This is a genomic window from Sphingorhabdus sp. (genome assembly GCF_041737645.1).
Lineage (GTDB): Bacteria > Pseudomonadota > Alphaproteobacteria > Sphingomonadales > Sphingomonadaceae > Sphingorhabdus_B.
Genome location: NZ_JBGSRI010000022.1, coordinates 1 through 20481, shown reverse-complemented (window position 1 = coordinate 20481; position 20481 = coordinate 1). Strand labels below are relative to the sequence as shown.

At 55.2% G+C, this 20481-nt stretch carries 29 protein-coding genes and 1 pseudogene; 18 read left to right on the top strand and 12 right to left on the bottom strand.

Annotated features, from left to right (window positions below; all coding sequences use genetic code 11):
* Positions 1–13 precede the first annotated feature (13 nt).
* The 6 genes and pseudogenes from ACEW72_RS03120 to ffh form a co-directional block, all read right to left on the bottom strand.
* Entirely contained in the window at positions 14–1039 is a 1026-nt protein-coding gene (locus ACEW72_RS03120) for an aspartate-semialdehyde dehydrogenase (protein ID WP_373474921.1), read from the bottom strand.
* A 101-nt stretch (positions 1040–1140) separates the two neighbouring features.
* On the bottom strand, positions 1141–1533 hold the full coding sequence (gene rplS / locus ACEW72_RS03115; RefSeq protein ID WP_373474920.1) for a 50S ribosomal protein L19: 393 nt from the start codon (positions 1531–1533) through the stop codon (positions 1141–1143).
* Between the two features lie 7 nt (positions 1534–1540).
* Positions 1541–2281: a tRNA (guanosine(37)-N1)-methyltransferase TrmD gene (gene trmD / locus ACEW72_RS03110; RefSeq protein ID WP_373474919.1), complete on the bottom strand. Its 741-nt coding sequence runs from the start codon at positions 2279–2281 to the stop codon at positions 1541–1543.
* Positions 2278–2757, bottom strand: coding sequence for a ribosome maturation factor RimM (gene rimM, locus ACEW72_RS03105; RefSeq protein WP_373474918.1), 480 nt, complete (start codon positions 2755–2757; stop codon positions 2278–2280). The genes trmD and rimM overlap by 4 nt, the downstream gene beginning before the upstream one ends.
* A 237-nt stretch (positions 2758–2994) precedes the next feature.
* Positions 2995–3456: pseudogene (gene rpsP / locus ACEW72_RS03100) on the bottom strand (30S ribosomal protein S16); the annotation flags it as partial.
* A gap of 46 nt (positions 3457–3502) precedes the next feature.
* Positions 3503–4993 (bottom strand): signal recognition particle protein, encoded by a 1491-nt coding sequence (ffh, locus tag ACEW72_RS03095; RefSeq protein WP_373474917.1) that lies wholly within the window; start codon positions 4991–4993, stop codon positions 3503–3505.
* A gap of 275 nt (positions 4994–5268) precedes the next feature.
* On the opposite strand from ffh, the gene ACEW72_RS03090 reads away from it, so the two are divergent.
* From ACEW72_RS03090 to ACEW72_RS03065, 6 genes are all read left to right on the top strand, one after another.
* Positions 5269–6924: a putative bifunctional diguanylate cyclase/phosphodiesterase gene (locus ACEW72_RS03090; protein WP_373474916.1), complete on the top strand. Its 1656-nt coding sequence runs from the start codon at positions 5269–5271 to the stop codon at positions 6922–6924.
* 70 nt (positions 6925–6994) lie between these two features.
* The gene (gene dapF / locus ACEW72_RS03085; protein ID WP_373474915.1) at positions 6995–7801 is read left to right on the top strand and encodes a diaminopimelate epimerase; all 807 of its coding nucleotides are present in this window, start codon (positions 6995–6997) and stop codon (positions 7799–7801) included.
* A complete protein-coding gene (gene mtaB, locus ACEW72_RS03080; protein WP_373474914.1) occupies positions 7798–9051 on the top strand; it encodes a tRNA (N(6)-L-threonylcarbamoyladenosine(37)-C(2))-methylthiotransferase MtaB in 1254 nt (417 codons plus the stop codon). Before dapF ends, mtaB begins: the two co-directional genes overlap by 4 nt.
* A complete protein-coding gene (gene ftsY, locus ACEW72_RS03075) occupies positions 9048–9977 on the top strand; it encodes a signal recognition particle-docking protein FtsY (RefSeq protein ID WP_373474913.1) in 930 nt (309 codons plus the stop codon). Before mtaB ends, ftsY begins: the two co-directional genes overlap by 4 nt.
* Positions 9974–10603 carry an inner membrane-spanning protein YciB gene (locus ACEW72_RS03070; RefSeq protein ID WP_373474912.1) on the top strand — a complete coding sequence of 210 codons (630 nt, stop codon included), beginning with the start codon at positions 9974–9976 and terminating at the stop codon, positions 10601–10603. The genes ftsY and ACEW72_RS03070 overlap by 4 nt, the downstream gene beginning before the upstream one ends.
* A gap of 59 nt (positions 10604–10662) precedes the next feature.
* Positions 10663–11226 (top strand): urate hydroxylase PuuD, encoded by a 564-nt coding sequence (locus ACEW72_RS03065; protein WP_373474911.1) that lies wholly within the window; start codon positions 10663–10665, stop codon positions 11224–11226.
* A gap of 168 nt (positions 11227–11394) precedes the next feature.
* Here ACEW72_RS03065 and pspF read toward each other — a convergent pair whose 3' ends face one another.
* Positions 11395–12432 carry a phage shock protein operon transcriptional activator gene (gene pspF, locus ACEW72_RS03060; RefSeq protein WP_373474910.1) on the bottom strand — a complete coding sequence of 346 codons (1038 nt, stop codon included), beginning with the start codon at positions 12430–12432 and terminating at the stop codon, positions 11395–11397.
* Positions 12433–12600: 168 nt separating this feature from the next.
* Between pspF and ACEW72_RS03055 the strand changes: the two genes are divergently transcribed.
* The 11 genes from ACEW72_RS03055 (at position 12601) to ACEW72_RS03005 (ending at position 16649) form a co-directional block, all read left to right on the top strand.
* The gene (locus ACEW72_RS03055; RefSeq protein WP_373474909.1) at positions 12601–12789 is read left to right on the top strand and encodes a hypothetical protein; all 189 of its coding nucleotides are present in this window, start codon (positions 12601–12603) and stop codon (positions 12787–12789) included.
* Positions 12790–12901: 112 nt separating this feature from the next.
* Complete coding sequence (pspA, locus tag ACEW72_RS03050) at positions 12902–13585, top strand: phage shock protein PspA (protein WP_373474908.1); 684 nt, start codon at positions 12902–12904, stop codon at positions 13583–13585.
* Between the two features lie 4 nt (positions 13586–13589).
* The gene (pspB, locus tag ACEW72_RS03045; RefSeq protein WP_373474907.1) at positions 13590–13880 is read left to right on the top strand and encodes an envelope stress response membrane protein PspB; all 291 of its coding nucleotides are present in this window, start codon (positions 13590–13592) and stop codon (positions 13878–13880) included.
* Position 13881: 1 nt separating this feature from the next.
* On the top strand, positions 13882–14262 hold the full coding sequence (gene pspC, locus ACEW72_RS03040; protein WP_158898957.1) for an envelope stress response membrane protein PspC: 381 nt from the start codon (positions 13882–13884) through the stop codon (positions 14260–14262).
* Positions 14263–14285: 23 nt separating this feature from the next.
* A complete protein-coding gene (locus tag ACEW72_RS03035; protein ID WP_373474906.1) occupies positions 14286–14558 on the top strand; it encodes a hypothetical protein in 273 nt (90 codons plus the stop codon).
* 181 nt (positions 14559–14739) lie between these two features.
* The gene (locus ACEW72_RS03030) at positions 14740–15030 is read left to right on the top strand and encodes a hypothetical protein (RefSeq protein ID WP_373474949.1); all 291 of its coding nucleotides are present in this window, start codon (positions 14740–14742) and stop codon (positions 15028–15030) included.
* A gap of 49 nt (positions 15031–15079) precedes the next feature.
* Positions 15080–15379 (top strand): hypothetical protein, encoded by a 300-nt coding sequence (locus ACEW72_RS03025; RefSeq protein WP_373474948.1) that lies wholly within the window; start codon positions 15080–15082, stop codon positions 15377–15379.
* 11 nt (positions 15380–15390) lie between these two features.
* Complete coding sequence (locus ACEW72_RS03020; RefSeq protein ID WP_373474905.1) at positions 15391–15681, top strand: hypothetical protein; 291 nt, start codon at positions 15391–15393, stop codon at positions 15679–15681.
* 2 nt (positions 15682–15683) lie between these two features.
* Positions 15684–15941: a hypothetical protein gene (locus tag ACEW72_RS03015; RefSeq protein ID WP_373474904.1), complete on the top strand. Its 258-nt coding sequence runs from the start codon at positions 15684–15686 to the stop codon at positions 15939–15941.
* 33 nt (positions 15942–15974) lie between these two features.
* A complete protein-coding gene (locus tag ACEW72_RS03010) occupies positions 15975–16217 on the top strand; it encodes a hypothetical protein (RefSeq protein WP_373474903.1) in 243 nt (80 codons plus the stop codon).
* 27 nt (positions 16218–16244) lie between these two features.
* Complete coding sequence (locus ACEW72_RS03005) at positions 16245–16649, top strand: SufE family protein (RefSeq protein WP_373474902.1); 405 nt, start codon at positions 16245–16247, stop codon at positions 16647–16649.
* Here ACEW72_RS03005 and ACEW72_RS03000 read toward each other — a convergent pair.
* Genes ACEW72_RS03000 through ACEW72_RS02980 form a run of 5 tightly spaced genes read right to left on the bottom strand, consistent with a single transcriptional unit; the run spans position 16637 to position 19884 of the window.
* The gene (locus ACEW72_RS03000) at positions 16637–17980 is read right to left on the bottom strand and encodes a PepSY-associated TM helix domain-containing protein (protein WP_373474901.1); all 1344 of its coding nucleotides are present in this window, start codon (positions 17978–17980) and stop codon (positions 16637–16639) included. The genes ACEW72_RS03005 and ACEW72_RS03000 overlap by 13 nt on opposite strands.
* Positions 17977–18180, bottom strand: a complete 204-nt coding sequence (locus ACEW72_RS02995) for a hypothetical protein (RefSeq protein WP_373474900.1) — start codon at positions 18178–18180, stop codon at positions 17977–17979. The genes ACEW72_RS03000 and ACEW72_RS02995 overlap by 4 nt, the downstream gene beginning before the upstream one ends.
* A gap of 51 nt (positions 18181–18231) precedes the next feature.
* Positions 18232–18624 (bottom strand): hypothetical protein, encoded by a 393-nt coding sequence (locus tag ACEW72_RS02990; RefSeq protein ID WP_373474899.1) that lies wholly within the window; start codon positions 18622–18624, stop codon positions 18232–18234.
* A 39-nt stretch (positions 18625–18663) separates the two neighbouring features.
* The gene (locus tag ACEW72_RS02985; RefSeq protein ID WP_373474898.1) at positions 18664–19197 is read right to left on the bottom strand and encodes a J domain-containing protein; all 534 of its coding nucleotides are present in this window, start codon (positions 19195–19197) and stop codon (positions 18664–18666) included.
* Positions 19198–19248: 51 nt separating this feature from the next.
* Complete coding sequence (locus ACEW72_RS02980) at positions 19249–19884, bottom strand: Yip1 family protein (RefSeq protein ID WP_373474897.1); 636 nt, start codon at positions 19882–19884, stop codon at positions 19249–19251.
* Between the two features lie 93 nt (positions 19885–19977).
* On the opposite strand from ACEW72_RS02980, the gene ACEW72_RS02975 reads away from it, so the two are divergent.
* Positions 19978–20367 (top strand): hypothetical protein, encoded by a 390-nt coding sequence (locus ACEW72_RS02975; RefSeq protein ID WP_373474896.1) that lies wholly within the window; start codon positions 19978–19980, stop codon positions 20365–20367.
* The last annotated feature ends 114 nt before the right edge of the window (positions 20368–20481 follow it).

Genomic DNA, 20481 nt, shown 5'->3' with positions numbered 1-20481 from the left:
GCGATGACCGGAATTACCCCTTCTTCAAATGCCGCCGTCCCAAAAGTTCAGCGATCTGCACGGCATTCAACGCCGCTCCCTTACGAAGGTTATCGGACACACACCAGAAGGCAAGACCGTTATCCACGGTCGGGTCTTCGCGGACGCGGCTGACATAAGTGGCGTCGTCGCCTGCGGCCTCGATAGGCGTCGCATAGCCGCCATCTTCGTGCTTATCGACCAACATGATGCCCGGGGCTTCGCGCAGGATAGACTTTGCCTTGGCCGCCGACATTTCGCGGTCATATTCAATGTTCACAGCCTCGCTGTGGCCAACAAAGACAGGCACACGCACACAGGTAGCGGTCAGCTTGATCTTGGGATCAAGGATCTTCTTGACCTCCACCATCATTTTCCATTCTTCCTTGGTGTAACCGTCTTCCAGAAAGCTATCGATATGCGGGATAACGTTGAACGCGATCTGCTTTGTGAATTTCTTTGGTTCGGCACTGTCGCCGACAAAGATATTGCGGCTTTGTTCGAACAGTTCGTCCATGCCTTCCTTGCCCGCACCAGACACCGACTGATAGGTTGAGACCACGACGCGGGTGATGTTGGCGTAATCGTGAAGCGGCTTGAGTGCCACGACCAGCTGCGCTGTAGAGCAATTGGGATTGGCGATGATATTCTTGCGCTTGTACCCATCGATGGCATCTGGGTTCACTTCCGGAACGATCAAGGGAATGTCCGGGTCCATGCGGTGGAGCGAGCTGTTGTCGATCACCACACATCCGGCGGCTGCGGCAATGGGGGCGAATTTCTTGGTCGCTTCGGAACCGATCGCAAAAATCGCCATGTCCCAGCCCGCCCAGTCGAAATTCTCGATATTCTGGATCTTCAGCATCTTGCCGGTGTCACCATATTCGATTTCGATGCCCTGGCTGCGTGACGATGCCAATACAGCCACTTCGTCGGCGGGAAATTCGCGCTCGGTAAGGATGTTGACGACTTCGCGGCCAACATTGCCCGTCGCGCCCGCAACTACGATACGATAACCCATGTGTATTTTCCTCAAATCTGGTTTGGACAAAGAAAAAGGCCGGGCTCTTTGTGGGAGCCCGGCCTTTCATGTTCGGATTAAGAACGTCAGCGAGCTCCTGCTTATTCAGCAGCCTCGGTTGTCTTAATAGGGCGAGGGTCGCGGCGTTCGGCGATACGCGCCTTCTTACCGGTCAAACCACGCAGATAATAGAGTTTCGCACGACGCACTACACCGCGACGAACGACTTCGATGCTGTCGATATTCGGGCTGTACAGCGGAAATACGCGCTCAACACCTTCGCCGAACGACATTTTGCGTACGGTGAAGTTGGAGCCCATTCCCTTGTTCGAACGCGCAATGCAAACGCCTTCGTAATTCTGGATACGCGTGCGGTCACCTTCGATAACCTTCACGCCCACCTTGATGGTGTCACCCGCGCGGAAGGCGGGGATTGTCTTGGTTTCTGCCAATGCCGCAATGGCTTCGGCTTCGAGTGTCTGGATGAGGTTCATGCCCCATTTAATCCTTATTCTTCTGTTGCACGTCAGAGGCAGGCTGAACCCGGGCGTCCTTATAACGCCCCCAAAGGTCCGGTCTGCGTAACCGAGTATCTTCCTCCGCCCTTTGTTTCCGCCAGGCGGCGATTTTCGCATGATCCCCCGATCGCAACACTTCGGGGATCATCCGCCCTTCCCAATCATTGGGTCGGGTATAATGCGGATATTCAAGTAATCCTTGTTCAAAGGACTCCTCGTCACCGCTGGAAGTCGCGCCCATTACGCCGGGAAGCAGCCGAATGCAAGCGTCTAACAGCATCAAAGCCCCAATTTCTCCACCTGACAGGATGATGTCGCCCATCGAGACCTGCTCAATTTCAGGATGCGCGTCGAAAAGGCGTTCGTCGAAGCCCTCGAAACGCCCGCAGATTATGGTGACCCCGGGGCCAGAAGCGAGTTCGCGGATGCGTGCCTGGGTGATAGGTGCGCCGCGCGGGGTCATGGCGAGGATGGGGGCGGTGGGCTGGGCTGCTTTGGCATGTTCAACCGCCGTCGAAAGAATATCTGCCCGCAAAACCATCCCTGCTCCGCCGCCAGCAGGGGTGTCGTCAACGGTGCGGTGTTTGTCAGTTGCAAAGTCGCGTATGTGAATGGGCGAGCAGGCCCACTTCCCCTCCTCCAACGCACGCCCCGCCAGCGAAATGCCAAGCGGACCGGGGAACATTTCGGGGTAGAGGGTGAGGATTTGGGTGGCGAAAGTCATATGACGAAAGCGGCTTCGATTACGACCTTCTCACCCCATTCGGGCACGGCATCTGGCGTCATCGGGACCATGAATTTCTTGCCATCAGGCATCTGAATTTCCAGCACATCGCTCGCGCCGAAATTTTCGACGGCGATGCACTTGCCAAGGTCGGTACCGTCCGTGGACACGCAGGGAAGACCCAGCAGGTCGCTGTAATAATATTCACCCTCGCCGAGTTCGGGCAATGCTTCGCGTGGTACGGTTAGCACAGTGCTGCGCAACTTCTCGGCGGCATTTCGGTCATTGATTTCGGCAAAGCGGGCAATTGCACCGTCTTTGGTAGGCCTCAGCGACTTAACCGTCAGCGTGCCGTCATTGAAACTTTTGTACCGTTTCAAGCTGTCCAGATTTTCTGCAAACAGCTTGAGACGGACTTCACCCGTCACGCCATGCGCGCCAGAAACGGCGGCAAGCGTGACGGTGTTATCGGCCAAGGCTTAGCCCTCGGCCTTTTCTTCGGTAGCTTCTTCAGCGGCAGGCGCAGCTTCTTCAGCAGCTGGCGCTTCTTCGGCAACTGCTTCAGGTGCGGCTTCCTCAGCGACTGGCGCTTCTTCAGCAGCCGCTTCTGGGGCAGCTTCTTCCGCCACAGGAGCTTCCTCAACAGCTGCTTCAGGCGCAGCTTCTTCTGCCACAGGAGCTTCCTCAACAGCTGCTTCAGGCGCAGCTTCTTCTGCCACAGGAGCTTCCTCAACAGCTGCTTCAGGCGCAGCTTCTTCGGCGACTACTTCTTCAACAACTTCTGGCTCCGGCTCAGGTGCAGGCGCAGCGGCCGCTGCAGCAGCAGCTTCTTCAGCTTCAGCCAGCTTGGTTGCCTTGTCTTCTGCACGATCCTTGGCTTTCTGGCCTGGTTCACCCTTGTTCGGGTTACTCTTGACCTTGCGTTCCATGACACCTGCAACGTCAAGGAAACGTGCAACGCGATCCGAAGGCTGCGCGCCAGCGGCCAACCAATGCTTCGCGCGTTCGGCATCAAGGATCATACGCTCAGCGCTGTCCTTGGGAAGCTGCGGGTTGTAGCTGCCGATACGTTCAATAAACTTGCCATCCCGTGGTGCACGGGCGTCGGCTACGACGATTTTGTAATAAGGACGCTTCTTGGAACCGCCGCGAGACAAACGCATGGATAATGCCATAAAACTAACTCACCTTTCTGGTATAAAAATACATTAAATTAGAACTTTATTTCTTTTTATTAAGAAGTCGTGCGAGATCAGGTGGAAGCCCCCCTGCACCGCCACCCAGACCGGGCAATCCGCCCATTCCCGGCGGCATCGCGCCGGGAGGCAGGCCGTGCATACCCTCCATTGCACCGCCCAGATCTGCGCCGCCTTTGCCGCCACCAAACATCGCCGCAAGGCCCTTAAGCCCGCCCATCTTGCGGATGCGCTTCATAGCGTTAGCCATTTCCTGGTGCATCTTGATCAGCTTGTTCACATCTTGCACCGTCATGCCAGAACCCTTGGCTATGCGGATCTTCCGCTTGGCGTTCAGCAATTCCGGCTTCGCCCGCTCTTTTGGCGTCATGGAGCCGATAATCGCGTCCATATGGACCAATAACTTGTCGTTCATACCGCTGGCATCCATTGCCGCCTTGGCTTTTTTCATGCCGGGCATCATACCCGCCAGCGCGCCCAGACCGCCCATCTTGGTCATCTGGCGAAACTGCGTTCTTAGGTCGTCCATATCGAACTGACCCTTGGCCATCTTTGCGGCGAGCTTGTCGGCTTCATCCTTATCGACGATTTCCGCCGCCCGCTCGACCAACCCGACGACGTCGCCCATGCCAAGGATACGGCCAGCCACACGTTCAGGATTAAACGCCTCAATAGCGTCCAGCTTTTCGCCCACACCTGCAAATTTGATCGGTTTGCCGGTAATGGCACGCATCGATAGCGCCGCACCGCCGCGCGCATCGCCGTCCATACGGGTCAGCACGATACCGGTCAGATCGACGCGTTCGCCAAAATTCTTGGCCACATTGACGGCGTCCTGACCCGTCAGCGAGTCAACCACCAGCAGGATTTCCTGCGGCGTCGAAACCTTTGCGACCGCTTGCATTTCGTCCATCAACTGCTGATCGACGTGCAGGCGACCTGCGGTATCGAGCAATAGAACGTCGAATCCTTGCAGTTTTGCCGCCTGCATCGCGCGCTTGGCGATATCGACAGGTTGTTGCCCCTGCACAATGGGCAAGGTCGCGACTTCGGTTTGCGTCCCCAGCGTTGCAAGTTGTTCCTGTGCCGCGGGCCGATTGACGTCAAGCGACGCCATCAAAACTTTTTTGCCCTGCTTGGTCTTCAACAACCTCGCGATTTTGGCTGTCGTGGTGGTCTTACCCGAACCTTGCAAACCGATCATCATGATGATTGCGGGCGGTGCGACGGCCAGATTCAGGTCGCTCTGTTCCGCGCCCAGCATTTCGACCAGCGCGTCATTGACGATTTTGACAACCTGCTGGCCGGGCGTGACCGACCTCAGAACTTGAGCGCCTACAGCAGTCTCAGTAACCTTGTCGACAAATTCACGAACAACCGGCAGCGCAACGTCAGCCTCCAGCAAGGCAACGCGCACTTCGCGCATTGCTTCGCGGACATCGGCTTCGTTCAACGCACCGCGACCACGCAGGCGGTCGAACACCCCTCCTAACCGGTCGCTCAGCTTGTCAAACATGCGTCTTCCTTACCAAAATGTCCGTTTCCGGACATAAACGAACAAAAAGCCGGTGAGCGAAACTTCGCCGACCAGCCTGGAAAAAGTTGATTTTCCATAGTTACAGTAGCGAGCTATCACTCGCAGAGCACGCCTTTAGCCATCTCAACCCGGGAATGCAAGGTTCTTTACTCATCCAACCGCCATTGCGCCGTTGCAGGCATTTATGAACGAGATTTAATCAAATATTGACTTTTTTCAGCGTAGTAGACTGCCTGATTGGAATAACAAGATCTATGCAACTTCAGCCAACGGACCACGAGTATAGCGCGCCAGCAATCTTGACCTACGTCAAGGCTGGTAACCGCGTATTCTATGGCGTTGTCATGTTCGCCGCCATAGCTATGTTCGTCGCAATAGGCGGACAAGTCGGTGCCCAAACGGTCCGAACGCTCATAGGCAATAGCCCTGGTGCCGATCAGGTGATGGTAACCGCGTTGCTTTTGAACATTGCGCTCATTCTTCTTATCTGGCGGCGTACCAGCGCGTTGAGCGATGAAATTGACGTCTACCGGAAAGCCGAAGTCCGCGCACAACATCTGGCGATGACCGACCCATTGACAAACCTTTTCAATCGCCGCGCCGTCAAAGAAAAAACAACCGAACTCAGTGCGCGTGCGTCAAGACGCGGCAAATCCATCGCATTCATGATGGTTGATCTCGACGGGTTCAAAAAAATCAATGATCTTTATGGCCATGATTGCGGCGATTTTCTGTTGCGCGAAGTTGCTGACCGTATGCGTGATGTCATCCCCCCAAGCAGCGTCATCGCAAGGCTGGGCGGTGACGAATTCGGAATTTGTGTCGTTTTTGAACCGGAATATCCAGAATCGGTGGATCGGATTGCAGAAGAACTGGTCGATGCGCTTGCCCGCCCCGTCACAATTTCTGATTCCGAGCAAACCGTCACGGCGTCGGTGGGGATTAGTCGGCCCGAACAGGATTGCGATTCTATCGAGATGCTTATCCGTCGCGCCGATATTGCGCTTTACGCGGCCAAGAAAAACGGTCGCAATTGTTACAGCTGGTTTGAAAACGGCATGGAAACGGAAATTCGCTCTCGCAACTCGCTGGAAGGTGATATTCGAGCCGCAATTCCAAATGATGAATTTGTACCCTTTTTCGAACAGCAAATAAATCTTGCGACGGGCGAATTGGTAGGGTTTGAGATGCTGGCCCGTTGGGTATCGCCGGTCCGCGGACTTATTTCGCCGGATGATTTTATCCCGATTGCCGAAGAGACCGGGATGATCGGCGATCTGTCGTTGAGCGTCATCCGCAAAGCAATGATTGAAGCCAATCTTTGGGACCCAAAGCTTACAATATCGGTCAACATCTCGCCTGTGCAGTTGAAAGATCCTTGGCTAGCCCAGAAAATTGTTAAACTGCTGGTAGAAACAGGATTTCCTGCAAGCCGATTAGAAGTCGAGATTACCGAGAGCTCACTCTTCAAAAATCTCGGCCTTGCACAATCGATCGTCGGAAGCCTGAAAAATCAGGGCATCCGCATCGCCTTGGATGATTTTGGCACAGGATATAGCTCACTTGCGCATTTGCGTGCGCTGCCCTTCGACCGCATAAAAATAGACCGCAGCTTTGTTGCGTCTATGTTCGATAACGCCGAAAGTGCCGCAATTGTAAGCGCAATTGCAGGCCTTGGTGCGAGCCTGGATGTTCCCATAACGGCCGAAGGCATCGAAAATGAAGAAATATTGGCGAAGCTAAAAGCCTTGGGATGCACGAAAGGCCAAGGATGGTATTTTGGTCAACCCTTGAATATTGACCAGGCGCGTCACCTTCTAATTCAGAAAGATTTGTTGCCTGCGCGACGCCGTCAATCCGAAGCGACCGCGACACCCTATTCAAATCTGGAAGAACGCAAGGCGTCCTAATCTGGGGGAACTCGCTTTAACAGCGGATGATTTCTGGACTTGAAGGCGCACAGTCCTTAAATCGCGGCGCATGACGCGCGGTGAATTTCACAAAATGCATGGATTGGGCAATGATTTCGTGATCATTGATGCCCGCAGCGCACCTGTGGAGATGACCCCCGCGCGGGCAAAAAAATTGGCCGACCGCAGATATGGGATTGGTTGTGACCAACTGATCCTGCTGGAACCTTCTTACGTCGCGACCGTCCGGATGCGGATATTCAATCAGGATGGCAGCGAGGTTGAATCCTGCGGCAATGCGACGCGCTGTGTCGTGTCGCTGCTCGGTCGGGATGCGACGATCGAAACCGCAGGCGGGATGATCGATGGCGCCTATGGTGAAAACAGCATCACCCTGCATATGCCGCCGCCCCGTTTTGATTGGCAGGATATTCCTTTGGCTTTTGCGATGGACAGCGCGGCCATGCCAATAGCTTGGGACGAACTGGCTGGCCCCATGGCGGTGAATGTCGGAAACCCCCACGCTATCTTTTTCGTCGAAGATGCAGATGCCGTCGATTTGGAAAATTTAGGGCCACTGATCGAACATGATGCCGCCTTTCCCGACCGCGTAAATGTCAATGTAGCTTCGGTTCAGGACGGAGCCGTATTTCTGCGCGTCTGGGAACGCGGCGTCGGCGAGACGCAGGCATGCGGCACCGGGGCCTGCGCCACCGCCATTGCCGCAATCAGGCAAGGAAAAGTGGCTTCACCCGTAACCGTGCACCAGGCCGGGGGCAGTTTGACCATAGGCTGGGAACCAGGCGGGGTTATCCAGATGACCGGCGCGGCCACTTATGTGTTTAAGGGCGAAATCAATTGGGATGATTTCGGGTGAGCCAGATAGAAGTTATCAGCATGGGCTGTCGCCTCAATCTGGCGGAGAGCAATGCGCTTGCCGAGCAACTGGCCGATCAGAACGATGTCATCATCGTCAACAGCTGCGCCGTGACAAATGAAGCCGTGCGCCAGACCCGGCAAGCGATCCGGCAAGCTCGCAAAAGGCGCCCCGATGCACGGATCATGGTGACCGGCTGCGCCGCACAGGTGGAACCTGACACATTCCGTAACATGCCCGAAGTTTCGGCTATTTTTGGCAATGCCGAAAAACAGGATCCTGTCTTGCTCAGCCAGATCGTGCGGCAACCGGACCGTCCGGTGGTCGTGTCCGATATCATGACGTTGCGGCAGACCGCGCCACATCTGGTCACGGCCTATTCGGGAAAGACCCGCGCTTTTGTCGAGGTGCAGAACGGCTGCGACCACCGGTGCACCTTTTGCATCATTCCATTTGGCCGGGGCAATAGCCGTTCTGTTCCTGCTGGAAGCGTAGTCGAACATATCCGGATGCTGGTCGACAAAGGCTTCAAGGAAGTTGTTTTGACCGGCGTGGATGTCACAAGCTATGGCCCCGACCTGCCAGGAAAGGACAATCTGGGCCTGCTGGTTGAGCGCATATTGAAGCTGGTTCCCGATCTCGAACGGCTCCGCCTTTCGTCGATCGACGGCGTCGAAATTGACGAACGCCTGTTTGCGCTGCTGACCGGCGAGCCGCGCCTTATGCCGCATGTGCACCTATCGCTGCAGGCAGGCGACAATATGATCTTGAAACGCATGAAGCGGCGACATAGCCGCGAAATGGCCATTGATCTTGTCGCACGGATGAAAAAGCTGCGTCCCGAAATCGCCATTGGAGCGGATATCATCGCCGGTTTTCCAACCGAAGACGATGCGATGTTCGAAAACAGCCTTGATCTGGTCCGCCAGTGCCAGATTGTCCACGGGCACATTTTTCCTTATTCTCCCAAATTGGGAACGCCCGCTGCAAAAATGCCGCAAGTTCCCGCAGCACATATTAAGGCGCGTGCCAGAGCCCTGCGCGATGCTGTCGCCGCCGAGCGCAGCGCATGGCTCGGCACTTTGACCGGTTCGGTTCAGAAAATTGCCGTCGAACGGGGTGGTCGTGCTGGTCATGCGGAAAATTTTGCTTATGTGGGTCTGGACAGGCCAATGCCCGAAGGCAGCATCGTGCCAGCTCGGATGATAGAGACAAAGGACGGTATGTTGCAGGCAAAGGTCATCGCATGAGCGAGAAAGCAGGTTGGAAAGACCGGCTGTTTGGCGGCCTCAAAAAAACGTCTGGCAAGCTGACCGACAATATCACCGGTCTGGTCACCAAAGCCAAATTGGATGCCGGGGATCTGGACGAAATTGAAGATGCGTTGATTGCGTCTGATCTGGGCCCGGCGATGGCAGCGCAAATCCGTGATAAAATTGCCGCCGGGCGCTTTGAAAAGGGCATTGATGCCGAAGGCATCCGGCAGATCGTTGAAGACGAGATTGCCGCCGTGCTTGCGCCAGTGGCCGAACCCCTCGACATCGATGCTTTCCCGCGGCCGCAGGTCATTCTTGTGATCGGCGTCAACGGGTCAGGAAAAACCACGACCATTGCAAAGCTGGCGCATCTGTTTCTTGAGCAGGATTATGGAGTTATGCTGGCCGCAGGCGATACATTCCGCGCGGCTGCCATTGGCCAGTTGAAGGTCTGGGCCGACCGGATTGGCGTCCCGATTGTCACTGGCCCCGAGGGCGGTGATGCCGCTGGGGTCGTGTTTGATGCGGTCAAACGCGCCACGGCCGAAGGGATAGATGTCCTGATCGTCGATACCGCCGGCCGTTTGCAGAACAAGCGCGAGTTGATGGACGAACTGGCAAAAATCCGTCGTGTTCTGGGACGGCTTAACCCCGAAGCACCACATGATGTCGTGCTGGTTCTGGATGCGACCACAGGACAAAACGCCCTGTCGCAAATTGAGATATTCAAGGAAGTCGCCAACGTGACCGGACTCGTAATGACCAAATTGGATGGCAGCGCACGCGGAGGCATATTGGTTGCAGCAGCCAAACAGTTCGGCCTGCCGATCCACGCCATCGGCGTTGGTGAAACAATCGACGACCTTCGCCCCTTCAACGCGCAGGACCTGGCCCGCGCAATTAGCGGAGGGGCACAATGACGTCTGCGCGACCTTCCAAAAAGCCATCGGGCTTGCTCAGTTTCGCGCTCGATTTTGGTCCTTTATTGCTGTTCTTCTTGGGGTCGCGCTTCGGCCATTCCGACACTGATCCTGTGCAGGGCCCAATTGTCGGTACCGCAACCTTCATGGTGGCAATTGTAGTGGCGATGGCAGTTGCTAAATGGAAAACGGGGCATATCTCGCCCATGATGAAAATGTCGGCGGTGTTCGTCATTGGCTTTGGCGCTCTGACCCTTTGGTTCCGGGATTTCGGATTCATCCAGCACAAGGCGACGGCGGTCTATTTGCTGTTCTCGGCTATCATTCTAATCGGCTGGATGCGTTCAAAACCCGCGCTGAAATATTTGCTGGAACAAGCTTATGACGGGTTGAGCGATGACGGTTGGTTGAAGCTCTCGTTAAGTTGGGGCCTTTTCTTCATGGGACTGGCCATTCTCAACGAGATACTCATCCCTTTGCTGACTAACGACCAATATATCACCGTCAAAACATTCGGATTGCCCGCATTGTCATTCCTGTTCGCGATGGCAAACATCCCGATGCTGCTTCGGCATGGGCTTAATTTGGGCGATGAAACGAAAGAAGATAACAAGCCCGACTTGTAACCAGTCTAGCGCTTGGCTAGGCTAAAAACAGATTTGAAGTAAATCATAGGGGATTTTGAATGGCGAAATTTTTTGGAAATCTGCATCTGGTGCTGGTCGCGGGACTGGTATTGGCTTTGGCAGTTATGTTTGGTGTTGATGGGGACGCATTGACCGCACAGTCGGTAACGCGTTGGCTGCACACTTTTTTTGGTATCGTGTGGATCGGCCTGCTCTACTATTTCAACTTCGTGCAAATACCGACAATGCCAAAAATTCCTGCTGAATTGAAGCCCGGCATTTCAAAGCATATCGCACCGTCAGCTTTGTTTTTCTTCCGTTGGGGCGCCGCGTTGACTGTTCTGACAGGCCTAATTGTCGCAGTTCAGGCCGGTTACGCGCATCAGGCCTTTACGTTGCAGGATCCGTTCAAGCTGATTGGTATCGGCATGTGGCTCGCCGTAATTATGGCGTTCAACGTATGGTTCATCATCTGGCCTAACCAGAAAAAAGCTTTGGGTATTGTAGAAGCCGACGACTCGACGAAAGCAAAGGCGGCCACCACTGCGATGATGACGTCGCGTCTGAACACGCTGCTGTCGATCCCTATGTTGTACTGCATGGTCAGTGCAAACGGCGGCTGAACTATCTCCTCTCCCTTTGGGAGAGGATACGAAGCCTTACCGCTTTAGCGGTTAGGCGAAGTTGGTGAGGGGTTGTTCCGTCTCGAGATGGCGGATCCCCTCACCCAGCTACGACTAGCAAACAAGTTTGCAGGTCTCCGCAACCCTCTCCCTACGTGAGAGGGGCTTTTACGCTAACAGATCATGCTTCTTCAAAGTATGCCTTAGCTGGTCATAACTGAGGTTGAGTGCCTTGGCAGTCTGCCGCTGGTTGTAACGGCATTTGGCCAGTGCCTGTTCCAGCACTGCCTTTTCATATTTCTCGGTCGCCTCGCGAAAGTCGATCACGTCCACCATCTGACTCAAGTCTGTCGAGTAACGGGGTTCGGTGGATTCATTCTCCTTGCTGGCCGGCGTATGGGTCGGGGCCGAAGCAGCTATGCCGGTCCGCCACGGGCTGTCGAACGGGTCGAACTGGATATAATCCACCGGCTGGCCGGGATCAGCCCAGCGATAGACAGCACGCTCGACCACGTTACGCAATTCTCGTACATTGCCCGGCCATAGATAATTTTCCATTGCGCGTGCCGCCACGTCGCCAAAGCCTGGCCAGCCGTCCCAACCCAGTTCGGCGGCCATACGTCGTCCGAAATATTCGGACAATACTTCGACATCACCTTCACGCACCCGCAGCGGCGGCAAAGTGATGACTTCAAAGCACAGTCGGTCCAATAGGTCGGCACGGAACTTGCCGGTCTCAACCATTTTGGGAAGATGTTCGTTGGTAGCCGCGACGATGCGGACATCGACCCGCACTGGCCGCGAGGAACCAATGCGTGTCACCTCGCCATATTCGACCGAACGCAATAACCGTTCCTGCGCGCCCATGCTGAGCGTGCCGAGTTCGTCGAGGAACAGTGTCCCACCGTCCGCCTCTTCAAAGCGGCCTTCGCGTGCGCGCGTCGCGCCGGTGAAGGCGCCTGCTTCATGACCAAAAAGTTCTGCCTCGATTAAGGTCTCCGGCAACGCCGCGCAGTTCATGGTCACCAGCGGACCGTCCCATCGCGAACTCAGGCGGTGCAGACGTTCGGCAATCAGTTCCTTGCCCGTACCCCGTTCGCCCACCACCAGCACCGGTCGGTTCAAAGGTGCCGCACGGCTGGCACGCTCGACGGCGTCTAAAAAAGCCGACGACTGCCCGATAAATTGGTGACTTTCACGATCCATATTCAAAGATTGGCATATTTCACCACCTAATAGCAATAATTACCAGTCGATATGGGTAGAAAATATGAAAAACTGGCTAATTTCTGGGAAAAAGCGAAATTGGCACGCTCCCTGCAAAGATGTTGGCAAGCCGGCAAAAGCAGGCAAAGCAAACAAAGGGAAGACCAAATGAGCACCGAAAACAAAGCACAGGAAAGCTTCAAAGAAAGCGAAAGCCGCCTCTGGGTAGCCGTGGCCTTGTCCATGTCCATGATCTTTACCAGCTATGCGATTTCGGTGTTCAATCACCAGGAAGACAATCAGGTCAATGCATATACCCATTCCCAACGGCCTGTCGTTGTCAGCTATCTTGCCTGACCTCGTAAGCCCGCGACCGGGGTCACCCGGCTCCCCCCCTCCCCCAACGAGGTCCCCGGTCGCCCCCATTTTTGAAGACACGCGCAGAACAAGTCATAACCGGAGTTACCCTATGGGCATTTTTTCACGAACTCGCGACATCATCGCCGCCAACGTCACCGACTTGCTCGACAAGTCGCAAGACCCGGCCAAGATGATCCGCATGATCATCCTCGAAATGGAAGAAACCCTTGTCGAAGTCCGCGCCTCAGCCGCGCGCACGATCGCCGACCAGAAAGAACTGCGTCGTCATATCGACAAGCTGAACACGCTCGAGGCGGATTGGACCGATAAAGCGCATCTGGCGCTGTCGAAGGATCGTGAAGATCTCGCCAAGGCGGCTTTGCTGGAAAAGCGCAAAGCAACCGACATGAAGGACCAGCTGACCTCCGAAGTCGATGTACTCAACGATGCCCTGAAAGCATCGGAGCAGGACATTCACAAACTGCAGAAAAAGCTCGCCGATGCCCGCAGCCGCCAGAACGCGTTGATGACTCGCCTTGAAAGCGCCGAAAATCAGGTCAAGCTGCGTACTATGTACAATGGCGATAAGGTCCGCGACGCCTTTTCACGCTTTGATGTTCTGGAGCGCCGGGTCGACGAGGCTCAAGGCTATGCTGACTCGCTGGCCATTGGCAGCGACGCACCCCGCAGCCTCGGTGACGAAATCGCCGCGCTCGAATCCTTCGATGTCGTCGATGCCGAACTGGAAGCGATGAAAAAAGCCATGAAGCAAGACGCAAAGAAGGAGGGTTAAGTTTATGGACGGTGAAATCATCATGGTGCCGATTGTTGTTGGCATCCTCTTTCTAGGCCTCCCCTGGCTCATTCTCCACCATCTCACCAAATGGAAAACAGCCGCGACGCTGACCAATGATGACGAACGGCTGCTGGGTGAAATGTACGAACTGGCCCGCCGTCTGGAAGATCGCATGGATACAGTGGAACGGCTTGTAGGACAGGATAACCCCAATTTCATTCCGCGCCGCATCGATCATGATGCAGAAGATTATACCGCTGAAAATATTCGCCGGCTGGAAAGGAACCGTTGAGATGAGCAGCAAACACACACAATTCTATCTCGACAAGCAAAATGCCAAATGGAAAGGCGTATGCGCTGGGATTTCCGACTATACCGGTGTTGATGTTCTCTGGGTACGTTTGGGCGCGGTCATCCTGACACTTGCGGGTGGTTTTCCCTGGACATTGGTTGCCTATTTTGGCGCGGCATGGTTCGCCAACAAAAAGCCGATCCATCTTTATGTCGACAATGACGACCAGAAATTCTGGCAAGGCGTAAGGCAATCCCCTGCCCGCACCACGCGCGACATCCGCTCACGCTTCCGGGAAATCGACAACCGCCTTGCCGATGTCGAACTTTATTATGTCAGCAACAACAAGCAGCTGGCCGACGAAATCGAAAGCCTGCGCTAAGCGGAGCCTTTGGGAGGGATAAAATGGAAGCCGAAGGATTTTTTCTAACGACCTTTTTTGGAATGGCCATCGGAGCCGTCTGCACATTGACAATCCAGTGGTATGGGCGGCGCAAGGTGAAAGCTGCGCTAAAAACCGAAGGCATCGCACCAAGCCGTCAGACCGAATTATTGAGCAACGAAAATGAACTGATGCGCGGCCAAATGCTGCGGCTCGAAGAACGCCTTTCGGTCATGGAGCGCATCACGACAGATAGCCATATGAGCTTGAACCAAGAGCTTGAACGCCTGCGTTAAGCGCGGTATCTGGGAGGAAACACATCATGTTCACGTTAATCATTTTCGGCTTGATTGCCTGGTTCACTTACCGCCATTTTTCAAAAAAGAAGCGCAATGCCGACCAGCGCAACTGGAGTGTGGACTTTCGTAATTCAGACATACGCCCTGTGACCCGGCGCTTGCCATGGAAGGACCTGACATGAGCTTTAGCGGACCATCATTCATCGTCGCAATCGTGATGATTTGCACGGCTGGCTGGATCATTAACAACTGGATACGAGCGCGCCATGGTTATCCGCTCGAAAATGAGTGGGGTGGAACCACTCCCAAGGTTGACGTCGATGCTGACCGCAAAATCACGCTGCTGAGCAGCGAAAATGAAACGCTTAATGGCAAGATCGGGAATCTGGAAGAGCGCATCACAGTTCTGGAGCGCATCGTAACCGACAAAGCCGGACGGCTTTCGGAAGAAATTGAAAGACTGCGCTGAGCGCTGAGGGAGGGAAATAAATATGGATCCGTCTTTAGTTGAAGGCCTGATGCAACTGGCGATGCCTATTACGCTCATCACGGTTGTTGGCGTAGCTGGCTGGGTCGTCACGACCTGGTTACGAATAAAAAATGGCTACCCGCTCGATGGGGCTTGGGGTCAGGCTGTGTATCCTAAAAATGACCAGGAAGCAGTCGAACGCGTAAAATTGCTGAGCCAGGAGAATGCCCAGCTCCGCGCAGAACTGGGCTCCATCAAGGATCGCCTCGCCAATGTCGAAAAAATCGTTGTGGACGATAGCCATCGCCTGACGGCCGAAATCGAGTCGCTTCGCGGCCCTTCGAATTAAGGAGAACATCGATGGATATCAGCCCCCTTCTTATCCCAATCCTAGGTATCAGCTGCGGCCTCCTTGCAATTTTTGGCGGTGTGTTTGTGAAACCTTGGTTTGCATATCGCCAGCGGAAGCTTGAACTTGAAGCGCAGTTGATTGCCGAAAAAGCAGCCCAATATGCCGCCAGCAATAGTCGGCTCGAACAACGGGTGCAGGTGTTGGAGCGCATCATCACCGATAGCGGTTATGAAGTTGCCAGTGCGATAGAAAATCTCCGTGAAGTTCCTGTCGCACGGATTAAAAAAGAAGGAGTTTAAATGTGTTTGACGAAATCTGGATATTGATTCCACTTGCTCCGTTCATTCTCGGTGGCTTCGCTATCTGGTCCCGGCACAAGCAGAAAGAAATGGAACTTGGCGGTAGCCAACAGCGGATGCTTGATGACCCCGACGCTCGTCGTATGCGTGAGGAAATCAGAACGCTGAAGGATCGTATCCAAGTGCTGGAACGGATTGCGACCGACAATAACGCCGCCAATGACATCAACCGACAAATTGAACAATTGCGCGACCGTTAACCGGTTACGCAGGCAATGAAAGGAAGGAACCATATGACTCAGGATCCCAATTTCTACATTATTATCGGTGCTTTCGCACTGACATGTGTCGCGGTCGTATCTACACTTTCGCTGCGCGGTTGGCGCGACTGGATTGCGTTGAAGCATGCCGAACTGGAGATGGCGCGACAAGGTGGCGATGCCCCTGTGCCATCCGCCACCTCGCGGATCGAGGTCGCCGACCTTAAAGAGCGAGTGAAAAAGCTCGAAGCTATTGCGGCAGGGATTGATATCTGAGCTCTACCGCCATAAGCGGGGCGCGACATGACCGCACTCAGTGACATTTTTGAAGAATATGACTTTCTCGACACGGATGACCGGTACCGCTTGCTGATCGATCTTGGCAAAGGGTTGCCGACCATGCCTGACGCCCTGAAAACCGATGCAACTTTGGTGCGCGGATGTTCGGCGAGCGTCTGGGTCTATCCCTTAACCGATGCAGACAAGCTATCGTTTCTCGCCGACAGTAACGCCGCCATCACCAAAGGCATTATCGCGCTTGTCCTGAAAACGGTCGAAGCCAAGTCCGCATCAGAAATCGGCCAAACGGATATCGAAGGCGCCCTCGCCCCATTCGACCTCAAAAACCAGCTGAGTTCGAACCGGACACAAGGCATCCCCAATATGATCGCGCTGATCCGAGAAACCGCCGCGCGCTACGCGGGCTGAGCCGACCGCACGCCGAGCCATTGCGCCAGCGATGGAAGGCGCGGCAACAGCAACCGGTCAAATAGCCAGAGCACCAGTAACGAAGCAGCCAGCAGCGGCAACAGCACCGCCATCACGATGAGAATTATGGCCGCACCCCGCATCTTGTGCGTTGCCGACGGCAAAGGTGGTGCACCCAAGGAAGCTGCGGGCTTGCGCCGCCGCCAAATCAGAAATCCAGTCACCGTCAGGGTGACAAGTGCAACGGCGGTCAGCAGGCCCACCAACTGGTTGATCCACCCGAACAACTGCCCCTCATGCCAGGCAATGCCGTAGTTCACGACACGGTCGATGACATGTTTGTTGGCGAACCCCGTGCGCGACAATTCCCCGCCAGTCGCCATATCGAACGTGATAGTGCGGTTAAGCGGCCGGTTCTGCGCCTCTGACTTCACCGTCCACGCCATGGCGGCGGGCGGACCGAAACGTTCGGGCGCACCCGGTGGCTTGACCCAGACCGGATGCGGCAGCTTTTCCGCTTCGGCCTTGCGGACCATATCCCTCAGCGCCACCAACGGGACACCGGCGGCTTGCATCTTCATCATGGCATCATGATCATGTTCAGCATGGGGCGCTGCGGCTCCGGTTTTCCAATCCTGCGCCCCTTGCAGCAGCCCCAGTTCGGTACGCGCCAAACGGAACGCGTCACCCCAGACGCTTGCCCAGGGCAAACCCGTCGTCAGCAGCACAAGTGCCAGCCCGGATACCCAGAATCCTGTGACGGCATGCAAATCACGCAAGAATACCCGTTGCCCGCGCAGTAGCCGGGGCCAGACCACGCCCGCCAGCCCCTGCCCACGCGGCCACCACATATAGAGGCCAGTGATGATCATCACAATCGCCCAGCACGCCGCCAGCTCCACAATCCAGTCGCCGACTTTACCCAGAAAAAGCGAACCATGGATACGCGAAACGACTGCAGAAATGCGGTTTTCCGGATCGACATTGCCGAGAACTTTGCCCTGCGGGGACACATAGATATCGCGCATCGACCGCCCGTCGGCGAGACCGATATGGATCACCGCGGCATCGCCCGCCCTTTCGGGCAAGCGATAACCGTGGAACTGTGCATCCGGATTTGCCGCCATGACAGCCTGCAGCAGCGCATTGGGTGAAACCGCTTGCTCGGTTGGTAAGCCGGAAAAGGCCCGCTCCTCCCATCGATCCAGTTGCGGCTTGAACAAATAGATCGCACCCGTCGTCGCCAGCAGAAGCACGAGCGGCATCACAAACAGCGAGGCATAAAAATGCCAGCGCCAAATCGCGCGGTAAAAAGACGTCTCTTCCATCATGCCCTCCTACAAAAGCGCGCCCGATGGCTGACAATATCCGTACCGCCGGGTGTCTTGATCGCCCGCTCCTCCGCTTCATCCGATGCGGCGCGGCCGATCACGATGATCGTGGGGTCGGCAGCCCCTTCGGCGGCGACATTCTGGGCAAGGGTAACGCAAAGGGCGCATGCCGATGCGCGCAAAAGGGTTCTGATATCCATGTAAATTTCCTAAATCTAAACGGGAGAAAGGCCGTAAAGCAGCCCCAGGGTTTAGAAGTGGGAAGGTGGGCCTATGGCCGGTGGCGGCGGTGCGGCAAGGCCGTGACCAACCGAAATTTCGCGCATCGCAAATATAGGAAGCGCCGTTGCGGCGGGCGGCATGGCAATAAAGACTTTATCCGCAGGCGCGTCGCCGACCATCGCGGCACCCGCAAAAGCGCAGGGTTGGTGCTCGACTGATTTGCCTTTGGCCGGGTCTTCCTTGTGCAACTTGCCCGACTTGTCCATCCAGACCGTCTGCGTGTCCATGCCGGTACAGATGGTCAATGCAAAGCCACGCTCGCTAAACGGCATAAAGCCTGAAGGAATAACCACCCGCACAGCCAGCGCGAGCACAATGAGTGCAGCGGCCAAGTTCCGGAAAGGGAAAAAGGTAGGAATCACGCGCGCCCTACGCGCCTACACCTGTCGCCGTGCAAGACCCTACACCTTCCACTCGCGCCGCTCTTCGGCGACACGCAAGACGTCATAAGCGGCTTGTCCGGCCTGAAAAGCCTTTGCCGCATCGGTATTACCCGGGTTCACATCAGGGTGGGTTTCCTTGGCAATTTTACGCCAGGCTTTTTTGGCATCCTCGAAAGTGGAATCGCTATCGAGGCCCAATATATCGAGGGCATGCATCTCGTCACGCGTGCGGCTGCCATCGCCGGATCCGGCCCAGCCATAATGTGCAGATTCCTTATAACCAGATGCATCGCGCCGCTCATTGGCCTCACGCTGCTCAGCCTCTTCCTTGGTCAGTCCCTCAAAATAATCCCAGCCGCGATTATACTCCGCGGCATGATCTTCACAAAACATCCAGCGATCCGGATTATTCGGGGACTTTGGTGCGGGACAGTTACCGGCTTTGTTGCAACCATGCCGGTCGCAAAGCCGCACCTGTTGCGCCTCACTGCTGCTGCCATAGCCACGCCAGCGGGGGAATCCCCAGTCATTTTTTCGGGTGGATCGAACCATGCCGCCGACTTAGCGACGACATGGCGATATTGCTAGAGGCGTAAGCGCAAATTATGCTCCGGACATTGCCCCGGCCATCATGGCGCCACCGAAGAAGGTTGAGAATAAGAGCCCGATAATGATACCGGAAACAACCATTGTCAGAACGATGTAGATCAGCACTATTACGACGGTGAAGCCGGCAACTTTTTCTTGCGGCACACCCAAGACAGGCTTCAACCCAAGATAGATGAGGTATACAACATAGGCGATTGCCGCCAATGACACCAATCCGCCTAAAATCGGCACCCAGGCAACCAAGCCCGCAACCCAAGTTGGCGTAGAGGCATAAGCCATAAGTTTTGTAGACTGCGTCAAGTCAGATTTGCCATTAAAGCTGGGTGAAACGCTGTTTACGATCAATGACATCAAATATAACGTCACCATCGACAGGACGTAGCCAATAACTGCCATACCCGCGACAGCGGTAAAGCCCATAGCCATTGCCCCGCCGCCCATGGCACCCAGGCCTCCGGCTGAAATTCCCAGTGCCCCGGTAAAAATGATTCCGGCAACCATTGGAATTGCCGCTAATACCATCGCGTAGTTGGTGAACAATCCGCTTACCGACGCAGGCTCCTCTGCAATTACATTCCACTCATCTACGGGTTTAAGGATGATATTTTTCGCACGATCCACAATCGACATTGACTTATCCCTCAAAAAAATTTTCTCCGATAACAAGACAGAACATAATCATAGCCTTATGTAAATGTTGACGTGAGCGTAAAGGAAACGAAGATGCCGTTTATAATGAGGATTGTTGTGGGATTGATTGGCATTATGGCCTTGCTCGGTGTCAATCCGCACTGGTTCAAACTCGATGATCTGGCTTCTGAACGCGGGATCGAAGCGATAAGCGCAATCGGGCGCGCCAACGTTCGGGCGGACGTCGGCGGCCTGTTTCTGGCGATTGCTATTTTTGCCTTGCTCGCAGCGGCAAAACAAAGCCGAACATGGCTGCTGGCGGTCACGTTGCTCGTTGGCAGCGCGTTGTTGGGACGGGTTGTCAGTGTCGCCATCGACGGCTATGTCGCCGCCGTCGGTCCGCCAATGGCAACCGAAACCGCAATAATAGCCATCTTGATTCTCGCTTACTGGTCGTGGGGTAAAAAGCCAGAGGGTCTATAAGCCGGGTTTTGTCCACCGCCCGAAGGCGATTGTGCGACCATTCATCTAGGCGGAACATTGCTGCGCCGCTCATGCAACCAACCCGGGCGACTGGCAGGAGGATGCCATGTGCCG

What these genes read in the sequence shown, in the direction of transcription:
- ACEW72_RS03120 (WP_373474921.1), bottom strand. Translation starts at nt 1,039, where the DNA reads ATGGGTTATCGTATCGTAGTTGCGGGCGCGACGGGCAATGTTGGCCGC.
- rplS (WP_373474920.1), bottom strand. Translation starts at nt 1,533, where the DNA reads ATGAACCTCATCCAGACACTCGAAGCCGAAGCCATTGCGGCATTGGCA.
- trmD (WP_373474919.1), bottom strand. Translation starts at nt 2,281, where the DNA reads ATGACTTTCGCCACCCAAATCCTCACCCTCTACCCCGAAATGTTCCCC.
- ffh (WP_373474917.1), bottom strand. Translation starts at nt 4,993, where the DNA reads ATGTTTGACAAGCTGAGCGACCGGTTAGGAGGGGTGTTCGACCGCCTG.
- ACEW72_RS03090 (WP_373474916.1), top strand. Translation starts at nt 5,269, where the DNA reads ATGCAACTTCAGCCAACGGACCACGAGTATAGCGCGCCAGCAATCTTG.
- dapF (WP_373474915.1), top strand. Translation starts at nt 6,995, where the DNA reads ATGACGCGCGGTGAATTTCACAAAATGCATGGATTGGGCAATGATTTC.
- ftsY (WP_373474913.1), top strand. Translation starts at nt 9,048, where the DNA reads ATGAGCGAGAAAGCAGGTTGGAAAGACCGGCTGTTTGGCGGCCTCAAA.
- ACEW72_RS03070 (WP_373474912.1), top strand. Translation starts at nt 9,974, where the DNA reads ATGACGTCTGCGCGACCTTCCAAAAAGCCATCGGGCTTGCTCAGTTTC.
- ACEW72_RS03065 (WP_373474911.1), top strand. Translation starts at nt 10,663, where the DNA reads ATGGCGAAATTTTTTGGAAATCTGCATCTGGTGCTGGTCGCGGGACTG.
- pspF (WP_373474910.1), bottom strand. Translation starts at nt 12,432, where the DNA reads ATGGATCGTGAAAGTCACCAATTTATCGGGCAGTCGTCGGCTTTTTTA.
- ACEW72_RS03055 (WP_373474909.1), top strand. Translation starts at nt 12,601, where the DNA reads ATGAGCACCGAAAACAAAGCACAGGAAAGCTTCAAAGAAAGCGAAAGC.
- pspA (WP_373474908.1), top strand. Translation starts at nt 12,902, where the DNA reads ATGGGCATTTTTTCACGAACTCGCGACATCATCGCCGCCAACGTCACC.
- pspB (WP_373474907.1), top strand. Translation starts at nt 13,590, where the DNA reads ATGGACGGTGAAATCATCATGGTGCCGATTGTTGTTGGCATCCTCTTT.
- pspC (WP_158898957.1), top strand. Translation starts at nt 13,882, where the DNA reads ATGAGCAGCAAACACACACAATTCTATCTCGACAAGCAAAATGCCAAA.
- ACEW72_RS03035 (WP_373474906.1), top strand. Translation starts at nt 14,286, where the DNA reads ATGGAAGCCGAAGGATTTTTTCTAACGACCTTTTTTGGAATGGCCATC.
- ACEW72_RS03030 (WP_373474949.1), top strand. Translation starts at nt 14,740, where the DNA reads ATGAGCTTTAGCGGACCATCATTCATCGTCGCAATCGTGATGATTTGC.
- ACEW72_RS03025 (WP_373474948.1), top strand. Translation starts at nt 15,080, where the DNA reads ATGCAACTGGCGATGCCTATTACGCTCATCACGGTTGTTGGCGTAGCT.
- ACEW72_RS03020 (WP_373474905.1), top strand. Translation starts at nt 15,391, where the DNA reads ATGGATATCAGCCCCCTTCTTATCCCAATCCTAGGTATCAGCTGCGGC.
- ACEW72_RS03010 (WP_373474903.1), top strand. Translation starts at nt 15,975, where the DNA reads ATGACTCAGGATCCCAATTTCTACATTATTATCGGTGCTTTCGCACTG.
- ACEW72_RS03005 (WP_373474902.1), top strand. Translation starts at nt 16,245, where the DNA reads ATGACCGCACTCAGTGACATTTTTGAAGAATATGACTTTCTCGACACG.
- ACEW72_RS03000 (WP_373474901.1), bottom strand. Translation starts at nt 17,980, where the DNA reads ATGATGGAAGAGACGTCTTTTTACCGCGCGATTTGGCGCTGGCATTTT.
- ACEW72_RS02995 (WP_373474900.1), bottom strand. Translation starts at nt 18,180, where the DNA reads ATGGATATCAGAACCCTTTTGCGCGCATCGGCATGCGCCCTTTGCGTT.
- ACEW72_RS02985 (WP_373474898.1), bottom strand. Translation starts at nt 19,197, where the DNA reads ATGGTTCGATCCACCCGAAAAAATGACTGGGGATTCCCCCGCTGGCGT.
- ACEW72_RS02980 (WP_373474897.1), bottom strand. Translation starts at nt 19,884, where the DNA reads ATGTCGATTGTGGATCGTGCGAAAAATATCATCCTTAAACCCGTAGAT.
- ACEW72_RS02975 (WP_373474896.1), top strand. Translation starts at nt 19,978, where the DNA reads ATGCCGTTTATAATGAGGATTGTTGTGGGATTGATTGGCATTATGGCC.